We start from the raw sequence: 16,362 nt of genomic DNA, 5'->3' as shown, positions 1-16,362 counted from the left end.
GCTGACACCGGGCCGGGTGCACAATACGGCCCATGAACATGACCCGCCGCCCCCCCCTGATCCTCGCCCTGGCCCTGCTCTGCGGCGCCACCGCCCCTGCCTTCGCCACGTCCCCCGCGATGACCGAAAAGCCGTCCGCTGCGCTGCGCCTGGCCACCTACAACACCTCGCTGTACTCCGATGACGCCGGTGGCCTGATCAAGGAACTGGAAGGTGACAGCGAACACGCGCGCAAGATCGCCGCGGTGCTGCAGCAGGTGCGCCCGGACCTGGTACTGCTGAATGAGTTCGACTTCGACGACGCCCATCGCGCCGCCGACCTGTTCCAGAAGCGCTACCTGGAAGTGGCCCAGCCTGGCGGCGGCAAGCCGCTGCACTTCGCCTACCGCTACCTGGCACCGGTCAACACCGGCGTGCCCAGCGGGCTGGACCTGGACAACAACGGCGTGGTCGGTGGCGAAGGCCGCAGCCGCGGCAACGATGCATGGGGCTACGGCCTGCACCCGGGCCAGTACGGCATGCTGGTGCTGTCGCGCTACCCGATCGATGAAGCCAAGGTGCGCAGCTTCCAGCTGCTGAAGTGGAGCGCGATGCCCGGTGCGATCCGCCCGGTCGATCCGCGTACCGGCAAGAGCTTCTACAACGACCACGTGTGGTCGCAGCTGCGCCTGTCGTCGAAGTCGCATTGGGACGTGCCGGTGAAGACCCCGGCCGGCGTGGTGCATGCGCTGGTCTCGCATCCGACCCCGCCGGTGTTCGACGGTCCGGAGAAGCGCAACGCGGCGCGCAACCACGACGAACTGCGCCTGTGGCAGGAATACCTGTCCAAGGGTGACAAGCCGTGGCTGTGCGACGACAAGGGCCAGTGCGGCGGCCTGGCGCAGGACGCGCGCTTCGTGATCCTCGGCGACCTCAACAACGACCCGGTCGACGGCGACGGTCGCCATGAGGCGATCGTCGAGCTGATCGAGAACGCCCGCGTGCTGCGCTACCCCACCCCGCGCAGCGTCGGCGGCGAGCAGACCAGCCTGGCCTATGCGGCCAAGGGCATCGAGCGCAAGGGCGCACCGTTCCACGCCACCGGCGATTTCGGCCCGAAGTCCGGCACCATGCGCCTGGACTACGTGCTGCCCTCGACCGGTTTCGAATACGTCGGCAGCGGTATCTTCTGGCCGGCCAATGAAAGCCCGGAAGCGAAGATCGCCGACGGCAGCGACCATCATCTGGTGTGGGTGGACGTGCGGTAGAGCAGCGTACCGACCAACGGTCGGTACCCACCGGGTTTCGGTAGGCGACGACCGTTGGTCGTCGCTCCTTTTTCAGGGGCGCAGTTCGACGCCGATGGCTTCGGCGGCATCACGCGCGATGGCGCGTGCTTCGTCGATGGTTTCCGCGCGCGCCAGGGTCACGCCCACGCGACGATGACCGTGCACGCTCGGCTTGCCGAACAGGCGCACGACGGTGTCCGGCACCTGCAGCGCGGCGGCGACGTTGTTGAAGTACGGCACGCCCTCGCCGTGTGCCAGCAATGCGCACGATGCCGACGGGCCGCTCTGGCGGATCACCGGAATCGGCAGGCCAAGGATGGCGCGCGCATGCAGCGCGAATTCGCTCAGTTCCTGCGATACCAGCGTCACCAGGCCGGTGTCGTGCGGGCGCGGCGACACTTCGCTGAACCACACCTCATCACCCTTCACGAACAGCTCGACGCCGAACAGGCCCCAGCCGCCAAGGTCGTCGGTGATCGCGCGCGAAATCTCTTCGGCACGCGCCAGCGCGGCGCTCGACATCGGCTGCGGCTGCCAGCTTTCGCGGTAATCACCATCCTTCTGCAGATGGCCGATCGGCGCGCAGAACGAGGTGCCGCCGGCATGGCGCACGGTCAGCAGGGTGATCTCGTAATCGAAATCGATGAAGCCTTCGACGATGCAGCGGCCGGCACCGGCACGGCCACCGGTCTGCGCGTACTCCCACGCCGGGGCGATGTCCGCCTCGCTGCGCAGGGTGCTCTGGCCCTTGCCCGAGGACGACATCACCGGCTTGACCACGCACGGCAGGCCGATGGCGGCCACGGCAGCACGGTATTCGGCCTCGGTATCGACGAAGCGGTACGGCGAGGTCGGCAGGCCCAGGGTCTCGGCGGCGAGGCGGCGGATGCCTTCGCGGTCCATGGTCAGGCGCGCAGCGCGCGCGGTCGGGATCACCCGCAGGCCCTGTTCCTGTTCCAGCTGGACCAGGGTTTCGGTGTGGATGGCCTCGATCTCCGGCACCACCAGGTGCGGCTGCTCCTGGGCGATCAGCGCACGCAGGGCCATCGCGTCGAGCATGTCGATCACGTGCGAGCGGTGCGCGACCTGCATGGCCGGCGCATCGGCATAGCGATCGGCGGCGATCACCTCCACGCCCAGCCGCTGCAGCTCGATGGCCACCTCCTTGCCGAGTTCGCCCGAGCCCAGCAGCAGCACGCGGGTGGCGGAGGGGGACAACGGAGTTCCAAGCTTGGCCATGGCGGTTCCAGCAGCGATGTGAAGGCGGGTGGGCATTCTAGCTGGCCGACCGCCCCGGCCACGGCATCCGACGAACGGTAGTCGACAAGTGATATCACTTTGATATCTTCAACTCGAACCCTCAAGGACGTACTGCCATGAAAGAGAAGTCACTGTCTTCCCTCAACGGCCTCGGCACGCTGGTCGGCGCCCTGCTCGTCGCCCTCGCTGGCGCCGCCCTGTTCGTACTGGGAGTGGCAGCCAAGGCCAGTGCCGGCTCGCCCAATCTGTTGCTGATGCTGCTGGGCGCCCTGCTGGTGGTGCTGGGCGTGTTCATCCTGGCCGGCCTGTACACCATCCAGCCCAACCAGGCGGCGGTGCTGAGCCTGTTCGGCAAGTACGTGGGCACCGTGAAGGACAACGGCCTGCGCTGGAACAACCCCTTCTATGCCAAGCGCCGGGTCAGCCAGCGCGTGCGCAACTTCGAGAGCGGCAAGCTGAAGGTCAACGAGCTGGACGGCAGCCCCATCGAGATCGCCGCAGTGATCGTCTGGCAGGTGGTCGACGCCTCCGAAGCGGTCTACAACGTGGACGACTACGAGAGCTTCGTGCACATCCAGTCCGAATCCGCGCTGCGCGCGATGGCCACCAGCTATCCCTACGACCAGCACGAGGATGGCCAGCTGGCCCTGCGCAGCCACGCCAGCGAGATCTCCCAGCACCTGAAGAACGAGCTGGCCGAGCGTCTGGCCGACGCCGGCGTGCAGGTGATCGACGCACGCATCAGCCACCTGGCCTACGCCGCTGAAATTGCCCAGGCCATGCTGCAGCGTCAGCAGGCCAACGCGGTGATCGCCGCTCGCACGCGCATCGTGGCCGGTGCAGTCGGCATGGTCGAAATGGCCCTGGCCGAACTGCAGAAGAACGGCGTGGTTGAACTGGACGAGGAACGCAAGGCGCACATGGTCAGCAACCTGCTGACCGTGCTGTGCTCGGACCGCGGCACCCAACCGATCGTCAATGCCGGTTCGCTTTACTGAGCCATCCCCGCAACGAGGCGCCCCACCGCCCCGCCAGGAGTTTTCATGAGTGAGAAGAAAGCCTATCCGCTGCGCATCAATGCCGAGGTCCTGGCCGCGGCACAGCGCTGGGCTGACGACGAGCTGCGCAGCCTCAACGCGCAGATCGAATACGTACTGCGCGACGCCCTGCGCAAGGCAGGACGCCTGCCGAAACCCAAGCCATCGCCGGAGGACAAGGAATGAGCAAGCGCTGGAGCTACCAGACCATCGAGGTCAAGACGTCCATGATGGGTGTACTCAAGCCCGAGGACATCCAGGCCGAACTCAGCCGCCAGGGCCAACTGGGCTGGGAACTGGTCAACATCATCATCCCGGCGCCGATGCGCCCGGCGATGCTGGTGTTCAAGAAGGAGGCCTGAACCATGGGCGGCAGCGACCCGAAACCCTTTGACGTGGCCGAGAGCTCGCCGCTGCGCGTGCTCTGGATCGTGCTGCCGCTGCTGGCTGCCTTCGTGGCCTGCCTGTATGCGCAGCTGTACAAGGCACCGGCGAGCGCACCCTGGATCGAAGTAACGCTGTCGCCGCCCTGGTTCCGGATGGGCGGCAGTGCGGCATGGAGCCTGCTGGTGATTGCCCTGCTGGGCATTGGACTGGGCACGGCCTTCTTCCGCCGCCGGGTGGAACTGGCCGGCGATGTGCTGGACGTCCGTTCAACGATGTACCGGCGGCGGGTGCCGGTGGCGCAGTTGCGGCTGGACCAGGCCGAGGTGGTCGACCTGCAGCGTGACCGCCGCTACGGCATCCGTGTCAAAACCAATGGCTATTCAATGCCGGGCTTCTACTCGGGCCACTTTCGCCTGCAGGGAGGCGGCAAGGGCTTCGCCCTGGTCACCGACCGTGCGCGGGTGCTCGCCCTGCCGGTCAGTGATGGCAGCACGCTGCTGCTCAGTGTGGACCGGCCGCAGGCGCTGCTCGATGCGCTGCGCAAGGTGGCCGCGTCGGCGCCACGGCAGTAAGCTGCGGCGATGCAACGACGCGCCCCCCTGCTGATCAATACCGAGGCCATCGAGCTGTGGCCCGCCGACTTGCTGCGCGCGCGCAGCAACCTGGACGCACGCCTGCTGTCACAGGCGCGTTGGGTGCTGCGGCGCAAGCGTGATGGCCGCTATCTGGCCGCGGTGCTGGCGAGCGGCGTCCATTCGCTGATACCGCGCCTGCCGCGCGAACCCGGGGTCGAGGAAGCATTGGCACTGCTGGATGCCGCGGCTGCACGGCCCTTCGGCGCCGGACTGGAAGATCAGTGGCTGCCGCTGGCGGGGCTACAGCAGCGCCTTCAGCAGTTGGGATTGGATCCACAGCATTACGCCGACGACAGCGGCCTGCCGCTGGAATCCGAGCCGTGCCTGCTGCACTTCGCCAGTCGCGACCGCTTCGCACGCCCGTTGTGGCTGCGCCGTGGCGCCGCGCAGGGTTGGCGGCGGATGCGACTGCACGCGGCACAGGATGGAATTGCGCTGGACGCCATCTCCGGCTTCCGCAGCCATGCCTACCAGTTGGGCATCTTCGAACGGAAGCTGGCGCGCGGCTTGAGCGTGGCCGAGATCCTGAAGGTGAATGCCGCACCGGGTTTCAGCGAACACCACAGCGGCCACGCGCTGGACATCGGCACACCGGGCGACGCCCCGGCCGAAGAATCATTCGAAACCACTGACGCGTTCGCGTGGCTGCAGGCGCATGCCGGCGGGCACGGCTTCCATCTGAGTTACCCGCGCGACAACCCGCACGGCATCGTCTACGAACCGTGGCACTGGTGCTGGAGACCGGCCAACGGCTGAGCCCCTCGTGGCGAAAGCCTGGAGCGGTCAGCGCATGGCTGCGGGATGGAACAAGAGAGCAAAGACAAAAGCCGGTCGCTTCGCTCGAAGCCTCTACAACGGATCAGCGCGCGGCTGTTGGGTCCGCCTTCAAGCGAGCCGAGCACCGCAGGTCCGGCGAGGGCGAAGAGGTGCGGGTGTCTGAGCGCAGCGAGTTCCCGCACCGCCCCTCGACGGGCCGAGGAGCGCAGGGGACCGGTGCGCAGCACCGGCTCGCGGCCGGCGGCGCGTTTCTTTTGGTTACTTTTCTTTTCGCGCGAAAAGAAAAGTAACGCCCATGGACGGTGCAGATCGCATCAGCATGGATCGAAGAAACAACCTCGACTCAGTCACCGCCTCAACGCATTGATCGCCAGCAACACCCACCCGGCCATCATGCTGGTGCCCCCGATCGGCGCCATCCGCGTCGGCCACTGCCACAAGGCGCCGCCCACCAGGCTGCCGGAAAACAGCAACACGCCCAGCAGCAGCACGTACAGCGCCAGGTGCGCGGTCGCCCCCTGCGCACGCGGGCCAAGCGCCACCAGCACCGCGCCATGCGCGAACGCATACAGTGCCGCCATGTTCAGGTGCTGCTGCGCCAGCGGGTCGGCCACACCGTGCGATGCGTAGGCGGACAGGCCGATCGAGGCCGCCGCCAGCAGCGCACCAAGGCAGGCCAGCAGGGAAGGCTTACGTGCGCGACGTTCCAGGTTGAACATGGGGGCTCCTTGCACAGCGCCCTTTCCGGGCGCCAGATGAAAAAAAACGCGCCGCAATGAGCGGCGCGTTTTCGTGTCCAACACTACATGGGTCAGCCGAGGCTTACTTGACGGCCCAGTAAATGTCGTAGGTACCTTCCGGGGTGAACGACTTGTCGATGCCATCCTTCCAGGTTTCGTACGGACGGTCGATCACTTCGTTGCCGGAGGTCACAGCCCAGGCGCGCAGGCCGTTGCGGGCAACGTCCAGACCCGCCATGTGGCCGGTGTAGGCCGCATGTGCCGAGCGGTGCGGAGCCACGTGCACATACTTCACCGGAGCGCCACCGTCGATCTTGACGGTCAGGGCTTCAGCGGTGGCACCTTCAGCACCCTTCTTCTTCACCGGCTGGGCGATGTCGAAGGCGTACTTCTCCTGGCCGAAGTCGGTGGTGATGATGCGGAACGGACCGGCGGCTTCAAGGCCATTGGCCTCCATCACGCGCTTGATCCACTCCTGGTTGTCCTTGATGGACTTGGTGATCGTGTCCTGACCGCGGTCCACGTTACCGGCGTTGACGACCAGCAGATCCTCAGCCGGCACATCGACGATGGCCAGATCGGTCAGCGGGGCTTCCGGCGTGCGGTAGTCGACGTTCGGGACGGTAGCCAGCATGTTGGCCATGCGCGACAGGCCCATCTTGATGTCGTCGCCGATCTGGCGGCTGACATACAGGCCTGCATAACGGCCGAACAGGTCGAAGCCGTACTTCACCGAGTAGTCCTGGGTGATCTTCACGTTGCGGCCACCCTTGCCGGTCGGCTCCAGGGTGAAGGTGGTGACCTTGTCGTGACCCTTGGTGGCGTCTTCGATGGCGATCGCAACGCGCTTGTTCTCTTCGGCGTCGGTGATCTTCCAGGAGCCGGTGCCCAGGTCCTTGGAGGTGAAGTCCAGGGTGGCACCCTTGCCGGAGGCCGGGCCGGACAGCTTCAGTTCAACGGCGGGATCGCGCAGTACCAGCGGGTTCCAGTCCTTGAAGCGGCGCAGGCTGCTGACCGTGTCGTACACGATCGTCATCTTGCGGTTGGTCTCGATGCTTTCGGTGATGTGACGCTCGCCCGGCAGACATACGCCAATGATGACGAACAGGCCAGCCACGATCCCCAAGGCGATCAGGAACTCGATAATACGGGTCATTCAGAGAGTCTCCGGGGCCGATCCCACGGCCGGGTTGATTGAAGCGAAGCGCCAATCCTAGCAGGCTTCGCGGGCATTGTTTATCGGGATTGGCGCACCGGTTTCCCTGCCGGCTGCGTATTTGTATGGACAAAGAATTCGAAGGGTAACGCATACCGCTACCCGGCAAGTAGGGGGGCACCTTGGCCGGAACCCCCTGCAACCACCCAAGTCTTTGTACCGAAACGATTTTCCTCAGACCAGCTGGAGTTCGAACGCCTTCAGTACCGCGCGCGTACGGTCGCGCACACCCAGCTTGGAGAGGATGTTGGACACGTGGTTCTTGATGGTGCCCTCGGCCACGCCCAGCGAGTTGGCGATCTCCTTGTTGGAGAAGCCGCTGGCCATCAGCCGCAGGATCTCGGTCTCGCGGTCGGTCAGCGGGTCCGGGCGGTCCAGGCTGACGAACTCGTTGCGCATGTGCTCCAGGCCCGACAACAGGCGCTGGGTCACCGCCGGCTGTACCAGCGAACCCCCTTCGGCCACGGTACGGATGGCACCGACCAGCTGTGCCAGGGTCACATCCTTGAGCAGGTAACCCTTGGCACCGGCCTTGAGGCCAGCCAGCACCAGCTGATCGTCATCGAAGGTGGTGAGGATGATGGTCGGCGGCAGCTGTTCCTGCCGCGACAGCACCTGCAGCGCTTCCAGTCCGGACATCACCGGCATGCGCATGTCCATCAGGACCACGTCGGGGCGCACCTGCGGGATCAGCTCGACCGCCTGCCGGCCATCGCCGGCCTCGGCCACTACCTCGATGCCATCGTCGAGCGCCAGCAGGGAGCGGATTCCCTGCCGCACCAGGGTTTGGTCATCGACCAGGCAGACGCGAATCATCAACGTACTCCTTCAGGAACCTTGGTAAGGGCGGCCACCAGCACCGTTGCCGGCACCGTTGCCCGCAGGCGGAAGCCTTCACCGGGACGGGTCTCGATCTGCAGCTGGCCACCACATTGTTGCAGGCGCTCGCGCATGCCGCGCAAGCCATTGCCCACATTGACCATGTCCGCGCCGACACCGTCGTCGCGGGCCTCCACCACCACCCGGTCCGGGGCTTCACGGTACACCTTGATCCACAGGTGGCGCGCACCGGCGTGGCGCACCGCGTTGGTGATGATCTCCTGGGCACAGCGCAGCAGGACGTGGGCCCGCTGGGGGTCCTCCACGTTCAGCGGATCCTCGATCTCCAGCTGGATGTCCAGCGAGGGCACGTTCTCGGTCAGCGGGCGCAGCGCCGCGGCCAGGTCGATCGCGCCGGTCTCGCGCAGCTGGCTGACCACCTCGCGCACGTTGCCCAGCAGCAGTTTGGCCAAGGTATGGGAGCGCTTCACGTGCTCCAGCGCCTGCCCTTCGGCCAGGTGCCCGGCCACTTCCAGGTTCAGGGTCAGCGCGGTCAGCTGGTGGCCCAGCAGGTCATGCAGCTCGCGCGAGATGCGGGTGCGCTCATTGACGCGGGCACTCTCGGCAAGCAAGGCGCGGGTGGCACGCAGCTCTGAATTGAGCCGGCGCTGTTCGTCGCGCGCCTCGGTCTGCTGCCGGGCAACCAGGCTGGTCACGAAGATGAACATGGAAAAGCCGCCGTACAGCAGCGACTGCATCACCGCTTCGAACAACGGGAAGCGCAGCAGCAAGTAGTAGACCGGGGCCACCGCCAGTTGGCTGACCAGCAGCCACAGCACGCCCAGCCGCACCGACAGCATCCACGGGATGACCCCGGCGGCCACCATCATCAGGATGCTGCCCAGGCCCGAGCCGCTGAGGAAGCTGACGCCCAGCGCCGAAATCGTCAGCAGCAGCAGCAGGCCGCGGTCCAGCCAGCTGGTGGGGCTGTCGCTGCGCAGGATGCGGGTCAGCCAGTAATAGGAGGTGCCGAAGGACAGGTAGGCGACGAACAGCAGGACCGCCCAGCCGCCCATGTCACCGCGGCTGTGCAGGTTCTCGAACTGCGAGTACGCCAGGGGCAGACCGACCATGACCCAGGTGAACAGGCCGGCCAGGCGAAGGACGCGGGTATGGCTGAGGACTCCCAACATGCCAGCACTCTACGGGCCCGGCCTGCACACCGCACCCCACGGAAGTCATGCCTGCCCGGTCGCCTGTTCATGCCGCAGCCCACCCCGGGCATGCAATAATCGTGCGCAGGGTCCCTTGATGGACCAACCGCGTTACCCCACGGAGTCACAATGTCGATTGTCATCCGCGACGTGCGCGAGCACGAGCTCGATTCCGTCCTGGCTTTGAACAACAACGCTGGCCTGGCCATCCTTCCCCTGGATGCGGCCCGCCTGCGCCTGTTCTATGAAACCGCTGAGTATTTCCGCGTCGCCGAGCGCGACGGCAACCTGGCCGGCTTCCTGATCGGCTTCGGCAGCGACAGCCAGCACGACAGCAGCAACTTCGCCTGGTTCAAGCAGCAGCTGGACACCCCCTTCTTCTACATCGACCGCATCGTGGTCGCCAGCCGCCGCCGCGGCGGTGGCGTCGGCCGTGCGTTCTATGCCGACGCGCAGAGCTTTGCCGAGCTGCGCTACCCGCAGATGACCTGCGAAGTCTTCCTCGACCACGGCGCCGATGCCGCCCTGCTCTTCCACGGCAGCTTCGGCTTCCGCGAGCTGGGCCAGAACACCATGGCCCAGGTCGATGTGCGTGCCAGCATGCTGGCCAAGGAACTGTGCAGCTACCCGTGGGTCCAGGAGACCTACGGCGGCAAGCTGCCGGATGTGGCATGGACACGCGCCCGGCAGCTGCCGGCGCAGGCACAGCGGCCGACGGGGACCTGAGCGTGGCGGTGAATTTCGATTACGAACAGGCCGGTGAACTGAAGATCGGCCAGGTGGGCATCGCCAACCTTCGCATCCGTACCCTTGATGTCGAACGCCTCGTGCAGGAAATGCGCGAGCGCGTGACCCGTGCGCCGAAGCTGTTCGGCCGCGCGGCGGTGATCCTCGATTTCGGCGGCCTGAGCCAGGTTCCGGACGTGGCCACCGCACAGGCGCTGGTCGATGGCCTGCGCAGCGCCGGCGTGCTGCCGGTGGCGCTGGCTTATGGCACCAGCGCGGTCGACCTGCTCTCGCAGCAGCTCGGCCTGCCGCTGCTGGCCAAGTTCCGCGCCCAGTACGAACGTGCCGAGGCCGAAGCGGCTCCGCCGCCGTCCGCGCCGGAACCGCGCCGCGCCGCGCGCGCCGAACCGAAGCCAGCCCCGGCCGCACCGGTAGCCAAGATCGCCGATGCAGCCGCGCCGCAGCCGGGCCGCATGCAGCTGGGCAACGTGCGTTCGGGCCAGCAGCTGTACGCGGAGAACTGCGACCTGACCGTGATGGCCACCGTCGGCGCCGGCGCCGAGGTCATCGCCGATGGCAGCATCCATATCTACGGCACCCTACGCGGCCGCGCGCTGGCAGGGGCCCAGGGCAACACCGCGGCACGCATCTTCTGCCGTGATTTCCATGCGGAACTGGTGGCCATTGCAGGCCACTACAAGGTACTGGACGATGTTCCGGACAACCTGCGCGGCAAGGCCGTGCAGGTGTGGCTGGAACAGGACCAGATCAAGATCGCTGCGCTGGACTGACGCAGCCCCAAACTAATGCAGAACCAGGAGAAGTCCTTTGGCTGAAATCATCGTAGTCACCTCCGGCAAGGGCGGCGTGGGCAAGACCACTTCCAGCGCGAGCCTGGCCTGTGGCCTGGCGCGGCGCGGCAAGAAGGTGGCGGTGATCGACTTCGACGTCGGCCTGCGCAACCTCGACCTGATCATGGGGTGCGAACGCCGCGTGGTGTACGACTTCGTCAACGTCGTGCATGGCGAAGCCACCCTCAAGCAGGCCCTGATCAAGGACAAGCGCTTCGACAACCTGTATGTGTTGGCCGCCTCGCAGACCCGCGACAAGGACGCACTGACCCAGGAAGGCGTGGGCAAGGTCCTGAAGGACCTGGCCGCCGATGGCTTCGATTACATCATCTGCGACTCGCCGGCCGGCATCGAAAAGGGAGCATTCCTGGCGATGTACTTCGCCGACCGCGCCGTGGTGGTGGTGAACCCGGAAGTGTCCTCGGTGCGTGACTCCGACCGCATCATCGGCCTGCTGGACTCGAAGACCCACAAGGCCGAATCCGGCCAGAACGTGCCTGCCTTCCTGCTGCTGACCCGCTACACCCCGCTGCGCGTGGAAACCGGCGAGATGCTCAGCATCGCCGACGTCGAGGAAGTGCTGGGGCTGAAGGCCATCGGCGTGATCCCCGAATCGGGCGATGTGCTCAATGCCTCCAACAAGGGCGAACCGGTGATCCTGGATGTCGAATCCGCTGCCGGCCAGGCGTATGACGACGCCGTCGCGCGCATCCTCGGCGAAGATCGCCCGATGCGCTTCACCAGCGTCGAGAAGAAGGGCTTCTTCAGCAAGCTGTTCGGAGGGTAAGCATGGGCCTGTTCGATTTCCTCAAAGCGAAGAAGACCACCGCCGAAACCGCAAAGAACCGCCTGCAGATCATCATTGCGCAGGAACGCAGCCACCGCGGTGGCCCGGACTACCTGCCGCTGCTGCAGCGCGAGCTGCTGGAAGTGATCAAGAAGTACGTGAACATCGACGTCGATGCGGTCAAGGTCGACCTGGTGAAGGATGGCCAGCACGATGTGCTGGACATCTCCGTGGCGCTGCCTGAAGGCCCGGACAAACCCTGATGCCCCGCCCCGCCCGTGCCTGCATGGGCGGGGCCGCGTGACCTGCATGACCGATACGACAACCGCCGTGGACATCACCTGCGTGGGCGACATCGCCTTCGCCGACGCGCAGTGCCTGCTCGCCGCGCATGGCCTTCGCCTGCACCACGTGGCCGCAGGCGAACCGATTCCCGGCAGCTACTGGGGCGAGCCCGAGGCGGGCATCATCGCCAGCAATGTCTATGTGCGCGATGACACCCCGGTGCATTCGATGCTGCATGAAGCCTGCCACCTGATCGTATTGCCGCCGGAGCGGCGCGCGCAGGTGCACACCGACGCCACCGATTCGGTGGCCGAGGAAGATGCCACCTGCTACCTGCAGATCGTGCTGGCTGGGCGTTTGCCTGGTGTCGGCAGTGCGCGGTTGATGGCCGACATGGATGCCTGGGGGTACACGTATCGGCTGGGGTCGACACAGGCGTGGTTTGAGCAGGACGCCGAAGACGCGAAGGCGTGGTTGATCGAACGCGGGTTGCCGGTGGCGTAAGGCCGCGGGCGCGGTTGGCCACGGGCGCGTGGCGACGCGTCGGACCTTGCGGCGCCCCTCTTTTCACTCGGCGCGGTTCGAGCAGGACGCCGAAGACGCGAAGGCGTGGCTGGTCGAACGCGGCTTGCCGGTTGCGTAAAGCCGCGGGCGCGGTTGGCCACGGGCGCGTGGCGACGCGTCGGACCTTGCGGCGCCCCTCTTTTCACTCGGCGCGGTTCGAGCAGGACGCCGAAGACGCGAAGGCGTGGCTGGTCGAACGCGGGTTGCCGGTGGCGTAACGCATCGGTAGTGCCGGCCGCTGGCCGGCAACCTCATGAACCCGTGAAGCATTATCTGGTTGCCGGCCAGCGGCCGGCACTGCCCCATCAGCCCTGCCCTGCCAGCGCGCGCAGGGTGATGCCGACGATGTAAGCCAGGTACGTGCCGGTGGCGTAGCCCATCGTGCCCAGCAGCACGCCCACCGGCGCCAGTGCCGGATGGAACGCCGCGGCCACCACCGGCGCCGAGGCCGGTCCACCGATGTTCGACTGCGAACCGATGGCGAAATAGAAGAACGGCACCTTCAGCAGCTTGCCCAGGCACCACAGCAGCACGATGTGCACGGCAATCCAGATCAGGCCGAGCAGGAACAGCCACGGGCGATCCAGCAGCGCCAGCAGATCCATCTGCATGCCGATGCAGGCGATCAGGAAGTACAGCAGCAGCGAGCCCAGGCGCGATGCGCCCGCGCCTTCCAGCGTGCGCGCACGGGTGAAGCTCAGGCTCAGGCCCAGCGTGGTCGACAGCACCACCACCCACACGAACGGCGCGTCCAGGCTGAACTGCGAGGCCCAGCTGACGTTGGCCTTGAACCATGCTGCGAGCGGCGCGCCGATGGCGTGCGAGAGGCCCACGCCGCCGAAGGCCACCGCCACGATCAGCATCAGGTCGGTGAGGCTGGGAATGCGCTCATGTTCGGCCTGGAAGCGCGCGATGCGCTCCTTCAGTTCATCGATGGCCGAAGTATCGGCGCCACTGCGCGCGTCGATCTTCGCTGCCCGCCCCGCCAGGAAGATCAGTGCCGCCATCCACACGTAGCCGACACCGACATCGACCACCGCGAACTGGCCGAACGTGGTCGCATTGACGTCGAATACTTCGCGCATTGCCAGCATGTTGGCACCGCCACCGATCCAGCTGCCTGCCAATGCGGCCATGCCGGCCCAGGTGTCACCGGCCACGGTTTCCGGATGCAGCGCGCGCATCGCCAGGAACGCCACCACCGCACCGAGCATGATGCTGGCCGAGGCGCCCAGGTACATCAGCACCAGCTTCGGGCCCAGCCGCAGGATGCCCTTGATGTCCACCGCCAGGGTCAGCAGGATCAGCGCTGCCGGCAGCAGGATGTCGCGTGCGATCGGGTTGTAGAGCTTGGTGTTCTGCCCATCGATCAGGCCGACGGTGTTGTAGATGCCGGGAATCAGGTAGCACAGCAGCAGCGCCGGCACGAACGTGTAGAAGCGCTTCCACAGGCCCTGCTCGCGCGAGGCGGTCCAGAACACGGCGCCAAGGGTGGCGGCGATCAAACCGAAGACGACGATGTCGTTCTGGATCATGCAGGTGCTCTGGGTAGAGCCGGCCGCTGGCCGGCTGCTGTTGGCGGCGGATCATGAGGGTGTGCCGACCAACGGTCGGCCCCCACCGGTAAAGCAGATGGCGAAACAAAAGCGCCGCCCCGAAGGGCGGCGCTGCAGTCATCAGTTGCCGATGTGCTGCTTCAGCCAGGCATTGACGGTGTCATGCCACAGGATGCTGTTGTTCGGCTTCAGCACCCAGTGGTTTTCATCCGGGAAGTACAGGAACTTCGATTCGATGCCCTGACGCTGGGCAGCGGTGAACGCGGCCAGGCCCTGCTCGACCGGAATGCGGAAGTCCTGCTGGCCGTGGATGACCAGGATCGGCTTCTTCCAGTCCGCCACGTGGTTGACCGGGTTGAACTTCTCGTAGTTCGCGGCCTTCTGGTACGGCGTGCCGCCCTGCTCCCACTCGGTGAACCACAGCTCTTCGGTGGCGTAGCCCATCATGCGCTGGTCGAACACGCCGTCGTGGTTGACCAGGCACTTGAACGGGCTGTTCCAGTTGCCGGCGATCCAGTTGACCATGAAGCCGCCGTAGCTGGCGCCCAGCGCACAGGCCTTGTCACCGTTGAGGAAGGAGTACTTCTTCAGCGCCGCGTCCCAGCCCTTCTGCAGGTCTTCCAGCGGGCGGTCGCCCCAGTGCTGGCTGATCGCATCGGTGAAGGCCTGTCCGTAGCCTGTGGAACCGTGGAAGTCGATCATCACCACGGCGTAGCCCTGGCCCGCGTAGGTCTGCGGATTCCAACGGTAGCTCCAGCCATTGCCGAAGCTGCCCTGCGGGCCACCGTGGATCAGGAACGCGACCGGGTAGGACTTGCCTTCCTGGTAGTTGTGCGGCTTGACCACATAGCCATGCACGGTGTCGTTGTTCCAGCCCTTGAACTCGAACTGCTCGTAGTCGCCGAAGCTGACGTCCTTCAGCACCTCACCAGCGGCCGGGGTCAGCGCGCGCAGTTCGCTGATGGCCTCGCCCGCAGCCGGCAGCAGGCCGACCAGCACCTGGTCGTTGCTCTTCAGGCTGTTGCGGGTGATCGCCACGCTGTTGCCGGCCACATCCACCGAGGTCACGCTGCCGTCGCCGATCAGCTTGGTGGCCTTGCCGCTGGCCACGTCGATCTGGAACAGCGGGTGTTCGCCAAGGTCATCGGCCGTGGTGTAGATGCTGGCACCATCGGCGGACAGGGTGATGCCGCCCGCCGAGCGATCCCACTGCGGCGCGATTTCGCGGGTCTTGCCGCTGGCCAGGTCCATCGCCATCAGACCGAAGCGGTCGGCCTCGAAGCCCGGGCGCTTCATCGCACGGTAGAACAGGGTCTTGCCGTCCGCACTGAACACAGGGCCGGCATCCCAGGCCGGGTTGGAGGCGGTCAGGTTGACCGGTGCCTGCTTGCCGGCGGCGTCGAAGCGGTACAGGTCGAAGTTGGTCGACCACGGCTCCTGCTTGCCGGCCACGCGGATGCTGGCCACCACGCTGGCGCCGTCCGGCGACCACGCGAAGTCATCATTGCCGCCGAACGGCTTGGACGGCGCATCACCATCGATGGTCGCGCTCAGCGCCGACGCGCCCTTGACCGCACCGGCCTTGGCCGTCGGCAGCGGAGCGACGAACAGGGTGTTGCGGCGACCGTCGTTCCAGGTGTCCCAGTGGCGCACGAACAGCGAATCCCACACCTGGCCGCTGGCCTTGGCGTCCTTCTTTTCCTTCAGCTTCTTCTCGGTGCAGGCCAGGTCCGAGGCACAGGCCTGGAACACGCCGGCGCTGAACAGCACGCGGTCGTCCTGCGGCGACACGTGGTAGCTGTCCACGTCGACCGGGAAATCGGTCAGCTGGCGCGGAGCACCGCCGCTGATCGGCTGCGCGTACAGCTGCTGGCTGCCGTTCCTGGCACTGAGGAAATACACGGTCTGGCCATCGGCCGACAGCGAAGCGGAATTGACGTTCCAGCCGGCCGGGGTGATCTGCTTCGGCGGCGCTGCATCGCGGGTACGCAGGTTGCGCGCGAACAGCGCGGTGGAGGCCTTCAGGTTGGCATCGACGCTGCGCTTGGCGAACACCACGGTGCCACCGTCAGCGGTCAGCACCGGCGCGGAGACGCGGTCCATGGCCACCATGTCGCGGACTTCCAGGCCACGGGCAGCGGCGACGCTGGGCAGGGCGGCCAGCAGGCTCAGTGGCAGCAGGGCATGACGCAGTTTCATCGGGGTCTCCGCAGGACGGCAAAAAACCGATGGTAGGCCCG

General features: G+C 66.3%; 18 protein-coding genes. 11 read left to right on the top strand and 7 right to left on the bottom strand.

The genetic code is table 11. The annotated features are described in order from the left end of the window. Positions 1 to 32: 32 nt before the first annotated feature. Positions 33 to 1,247, top strand: a complete 1,215-nt coding sequence (locus AC5P9N_RS01305) for an endonuclease/exonuclease/phosphatase family protein (protein ID WP_044569657.1) — start codon at positions 33 to 35, stop codon at positions 1,245 to 1,247. A gap of 72 nt (positions 1,248 to 1,319) precedes the next feature. On the opposite strand, the gene purT is transcribed toward AC5P9N_RS01305, so the two are convergent. Continuing rightward, positions 1,320 to 2,507, bottom strand: coding sequence for a formate-dependent phosphoribosylglycinamide formyltransferase (gene purT, locus AC5P9N_RS01300; protein ID WP_099484790.1), 1,188 nt, complete (start codon positions 2,505 to 2,507; stop codon positions 1,320 to 1,322). A gap of 137 nt (positions 2,508 to 2,644) precedes the next feature. Here purT and AC5P9N_RS01295 point away from each other — a divergent pair, with 137 nt between their 5' ends. Genes AC5P9N_RS01295 through AC5P9N_RS01275 form a run of 5 tightly spaced genes read left to right on the top strand, consistent with a single transcriptional unit; the run spans position 2,645 to position 5,343 of the window. Then, the gene (locus tag AC5P9N_RS01295; protein WP_012479444.1) at positions 2,645 to 3,526 is read left to right on the top strand and encodes an SPFH domain-containing protein; all 882 of its coding nucleotides are present in this window, start codon (positions 2,645 to 2,647) and stop codon (positions 3,524 to 3,526) included. Between the two features lie 45 nt (positions 3,527 to 3,571). After that, positions 3,572 to 3,751: a type II toxin-antitoxin system antitoxin gene (locus tag AC5P9N_RS01290; RefSeq protein ID WP_005412615.1), complete on the top strand. Its 180-nt coding sequence runs from the start codon at positions 3,572 to 3,574 to the stop codon at positions 3,749 to 3,751. Then, the gene (locus tag AC5P9N_RS01285; protein WP_005412614.1) at positions 3,748 to 3,927 is read left to right on the top strand and encodes a DUF4177 domain-containing protein; all 180 of its coding nucleotides are present in this window, start codon (positions 3,748 to 3,750) and stop codon (positions 3,925 to 3,927) included. The genes AC5P9N_RS01290 and AC5P9N_RS01285 overlap by 4 nt, the downstream gene beginning before the upstream one ends. Before the next feature lie 3 nt (positions 3,928 to 3,930). Continuing rightward, the gene (locus AC5P9N_RS01280; protein ID WP_024956285.1) at positions 3,931 to 4,524 is read left to right on the top strand and encodes a PH domain-containing protein; all 594 of its coding nucleotides are present in this window, start codon (positions 3,931 to 3,933) and stop codon (positions 4,522 to 4,524) included. Between the two features lie 9 nt (positions 4,525 to 4,533). After that, positions 4,534 to 5,343: a M15 family metallopeptidase gene (locus tag AC5P9N_RS01275; RefSeq protein ID WP_099484789.1), complete on the top strand. Its 810-nt coding sequence runs from the start codon at positions 4,534 to 4,536 to the stop codon at positions 5,341 to 5,343. A gap of 368 nt (positions 5,344 to 5,711) precedes the next feature. On the opposite strand, the gene AC5P9N_RS01270 is transcribed toward AC5P9N_RS01275, so the two are convergent. From AC5P9N_RS01270 to AC5P9N_RS01255, 4 genes are all read right to left on the bottom strand, one after another. Then, complete coding sequence (locus AC5P9N_RS01270) at positions 5,712 to 6,083, bottom strand: DUF423 domain-containing protein (RefSeq protein WP_005408539.1); 372 nt, start codon at positions 6,081 to 6,083, stop codon at positions 5,712 to 5,714. Positions 6,084 to 6,186: 103 nt separating this feature from the next. Continuing rightward, on the bottom strand, positions 6,187 to 7,260 hold the full coding sequence (locus AC5P9N_RS01265; protein WP_005408538.1) for a polyketide cyclase: 1,074 nt from the start codon (positions 7,258 to 7,260) through the stop codon (positions 6,187 to 6,189). Between the two features lie 234 nt (positions 7,261 to 7,494). Next, positions 7,495 to 8,136, bottom strand: a complete 642-nt coding sequence (locus AC5P9N_RS01260; RefSeq protein ID WP_005408537.1) for a response regulator — start codon at positions 8,134 to 8,136, stop codon at positions 7,495 to 7,497. Then, positions 8,136 to 9,332 carry a sensor histidine kinase gene (locus AC5P9N_RS01255; RefSeq protein WP_099484788.1) on the bottom strand — a complete coding sequence of 399 codons (1,197 nt, stop codon included), beginning with the start codon at positions 9,330 to 9,332 and terminating at the stop codon, positions 8,136 to 8,138. Before AC5P9N_RS01255 ends, AC5P9N_RS01260 begins: the two co-directional genes overlap by 1 nt. Before the next feature lie 150 nt (positions 9,333 to 9,482). Between AC5P9N_RS01255 and AC5P9N_RS01250 the strand changes: the two genes are divergently transcribed. Genes AC5P9N_RS01250 through AC5P9N_RS01230 form a run of 5 tightly spaced genes read left to right on the top strand, consistent with a single transcriptional unit; the run spans position 9,483 to position 12,506 of the window. Continuing rightward, a complete protein-coding gene (locus tag AC5P9N_RS01250) occupies positions 9,483 to 10,079 on the top strand; it encodes a GNAT family N-acetyltransferase (RefSeq protein WP_005408535.1) in 597 nt (198 codons plus the stop codon). Continuing rightward, on the top strand, positions 10,025 to 10,870 hold the full coding sequence (gene minC / locus AC5P9N_RS01245) for a septum site-determining protein MinC (protein ID WP_099498120.1): 846 nt from the start codon (positions 10,025 to 10,027) through the stop codon (positions 10,868 to 10,870). The genes AC5P9N_RS01250 and minC overlap by 55 nt, the downstream gene beginning before the upstream one ends. Before the next feature lie 37 nt (positions 10,871 to 10,907). Beyond that, positions 10,908 to 11,717: a septum site-determining protein MinD gene (gene minD, locus AC5P9N_RS01240; protein WP_005408533.1), complete on the top strand. Its 810-nt coding sequence runs from the start codon at positions 10,908 to 10,910 to the stop codon at positions 11,715 to 11,717. Positions 11,718 to 11,719: 2 nt separating this feature from the next. Then, positions 11,720 to 11,980 carry a cell division topological specificity factor MinE gene (minE, locus tag AC5P9N_RS01235; RefSeq protein ID WP_005408532.1) on the top strand — a complete coding sequence of 87 codons (261 nt, stop codon included), beginning with the start codon at positions 11,720 to 11,722 and terminating at the stop codon, positions 11,978 to 11,980. 46 nt (positions 11,981 to 12,026) lie between these two features. Continuing rightward, positions 12,027 to 12,506, top strand: coding sequence for a hypothetical protein (locus AC5P9N_RS01230; RefSeq protein ID WP_049430359.1), 480 nt, complete (start codon positions 12,027 to 12,029; stop codon positions 12,504 to 12,506). Between the two features lie 365 nt (positions 12,507 to 12,871). On the opposite strand, the gene AC5P9N_RS01225 is transcribed toward AC5P9N_RS01230, so the two are convergent. Beyond that, the gene (locus tag AC5P9N_RS01225) at positions 12,872 to 14,101 is read right to left on the bottom strand and encodes a DUF819 family protein (RefSeq protein ID WP_005408530.1); all 1,230 of its coding nucleotides are present in this window, start codon (positions 14,099 to 14,101) and stop codon (positions 12,872 to 12,874) included. 141 nt (positions 14,102 to 14,242) lie between these two features. Then, entirely contained in the window at positions 14,243 to 16,321 is a 2,079-nt protein-coding gene (locus AC5P9N_RS01220; protein ID WP_099484786.1) for an alpha/beta hydrolase family protein, read from the bottom strand. Positions 16,322 to 16,362: the final 41 nt, after the last annotated feature.

This window comes from Stenotrophomonas sp. YJH_SMC_6 (genome assembly GCF_059371335.1).
This window is presented reverse-complemented; position numbering and strand designations above follow the sequence as displayed.

What these genes read in the sequence shown, in the direction of transcription:
- AC5P9N_RS01225 (WP_005408530.1), bottom strand. Translation starts at nt 14,101, where the DNA reads ATGATCCAGAACGACATCGTCGTCTTCGGTTTGATCGCCGCCACCCTT.
- AC5P9N_RS01275 (WP_099484789.1), top strand. Translation starts at nt 4,534, where the DNA reads ATGCAACGACGCGCCCCCCTGCTGATCAATACCGAGGCCATCGAGCTG.
- AC5P9N_RS01290 (WP_005412615.1), top strand. Translation starts at nt 3,572, where the DNA reads ATGAGTGAGAAGAAAGCCTATCCGCTGCGCATCAATGCCGAGGTCCTG.
- AC5P9N_RS01250 (WP_005408535.1), top strand. Translation starts at nt 9,483, where the DNA reads ATGTCGATTGTCATCCGCGACGTGCGCGAGCACGAGCTCGATTCCGTC.
- minE (WP_005408532.1), top strand. Translation starts at nt 11,720, where the DNA reads ATGGGCCTGTTCGATTTCCTCAAAGCGAAGAAGACCACCGCCGAAACC.
- AC5P9N_RS01220 (WP_099484786.1), bottom strand. Translation starts at nt 16,321, where the DNA reads ATGAAACTGCGTCATGCCCTGCTGCCACTGAGCCTGCTGGCCGCCCTG.
- AC5P9N_RS01270 (WP_005408539.1), bottom strand. Translation starts at nt 6,083, where the DNA reads ATGTTCAACCTGGAACGTCGCGCACGTAAGCCTTCCCTGCTGGCCTGC.
- AC5P9N_RS01255 (WP_099484788.1), bottom strand. Translation starts at nt 9,332, where the DNA reads ATGTTGGGAGTCCTCAGCCATACCCGCGTCCTTCGCCTGGCCGGCCTG.
- AC5P9N_RS01230 (WP_049430359.1), top strand. Translation starts at nt 12,027, where the DNA reads ATGACCGATACGACAACCGCCGTGGACATCACCTGCGTGGGCGACATC.
- purT (WP_099484790.1), bottom strand. Translation starts at nt 2,507, where the DNA reads ATGGCCAAGCTTGGAACTCCGTTGTCCCCCTCCGCCACCCGCGTGCTG.
- AC5P9N_RS01285 (WP_005412614.1), top strand. Translation starts at nt 3,748, where the DNA reads ATGAGCAAGCGCTGGAGCTACCAGACCATCGAGGTCAAGACGTCCATG.
- AC5P9N_RS01305 (WP_044569657.1), top strand. Translation starts at nt 33, where the DNA reads ATGAACATGACCCGCCGCCCCCCCCTGATCCTCGCCCTGGCCCTGCTC.
- AC5P9N_RS01265 (WP_005408538.1), bottom strand. Translation starts at nt 7,260, where the DNA reads ATGACCCGTATTATCGAGTTCCTGATCGCCTTGGGGATCGTGGCTGGC.
- AC5P9N_RS01295 (WP_012479444.1), top strand. Translation starts at nt 2,645, where the DNA reads ATGAAAGAGAAGTCACTGTCTTCCCTCAACGGCCTCGGCACGCTGGTC.
- AC5P9N_RS01280 (WP_024956285.1), top strand. Translation starts at nt 3,931, where the DNA reads ATGGGCGGCAGCGACCCGAAACCCTTTGACGTGGCCGAGAGCTCGCCG.
- AC5P9N_RS01260 (WP_005408537.1), bottom strand. Translation starts at nt 8,136, where the DNA reads ATGATTCGCGTCTGCCTGGTCGATGACCAAACCCTGGTGCGGCAGGGA.
- minC (WP_099498120.1), top strand. Translation starts at nt 10,025, where the DNA reads ATGGACACGCGCCCGGCAGCTGCCGGCGCAGGCACAGCGGCCGACGGG.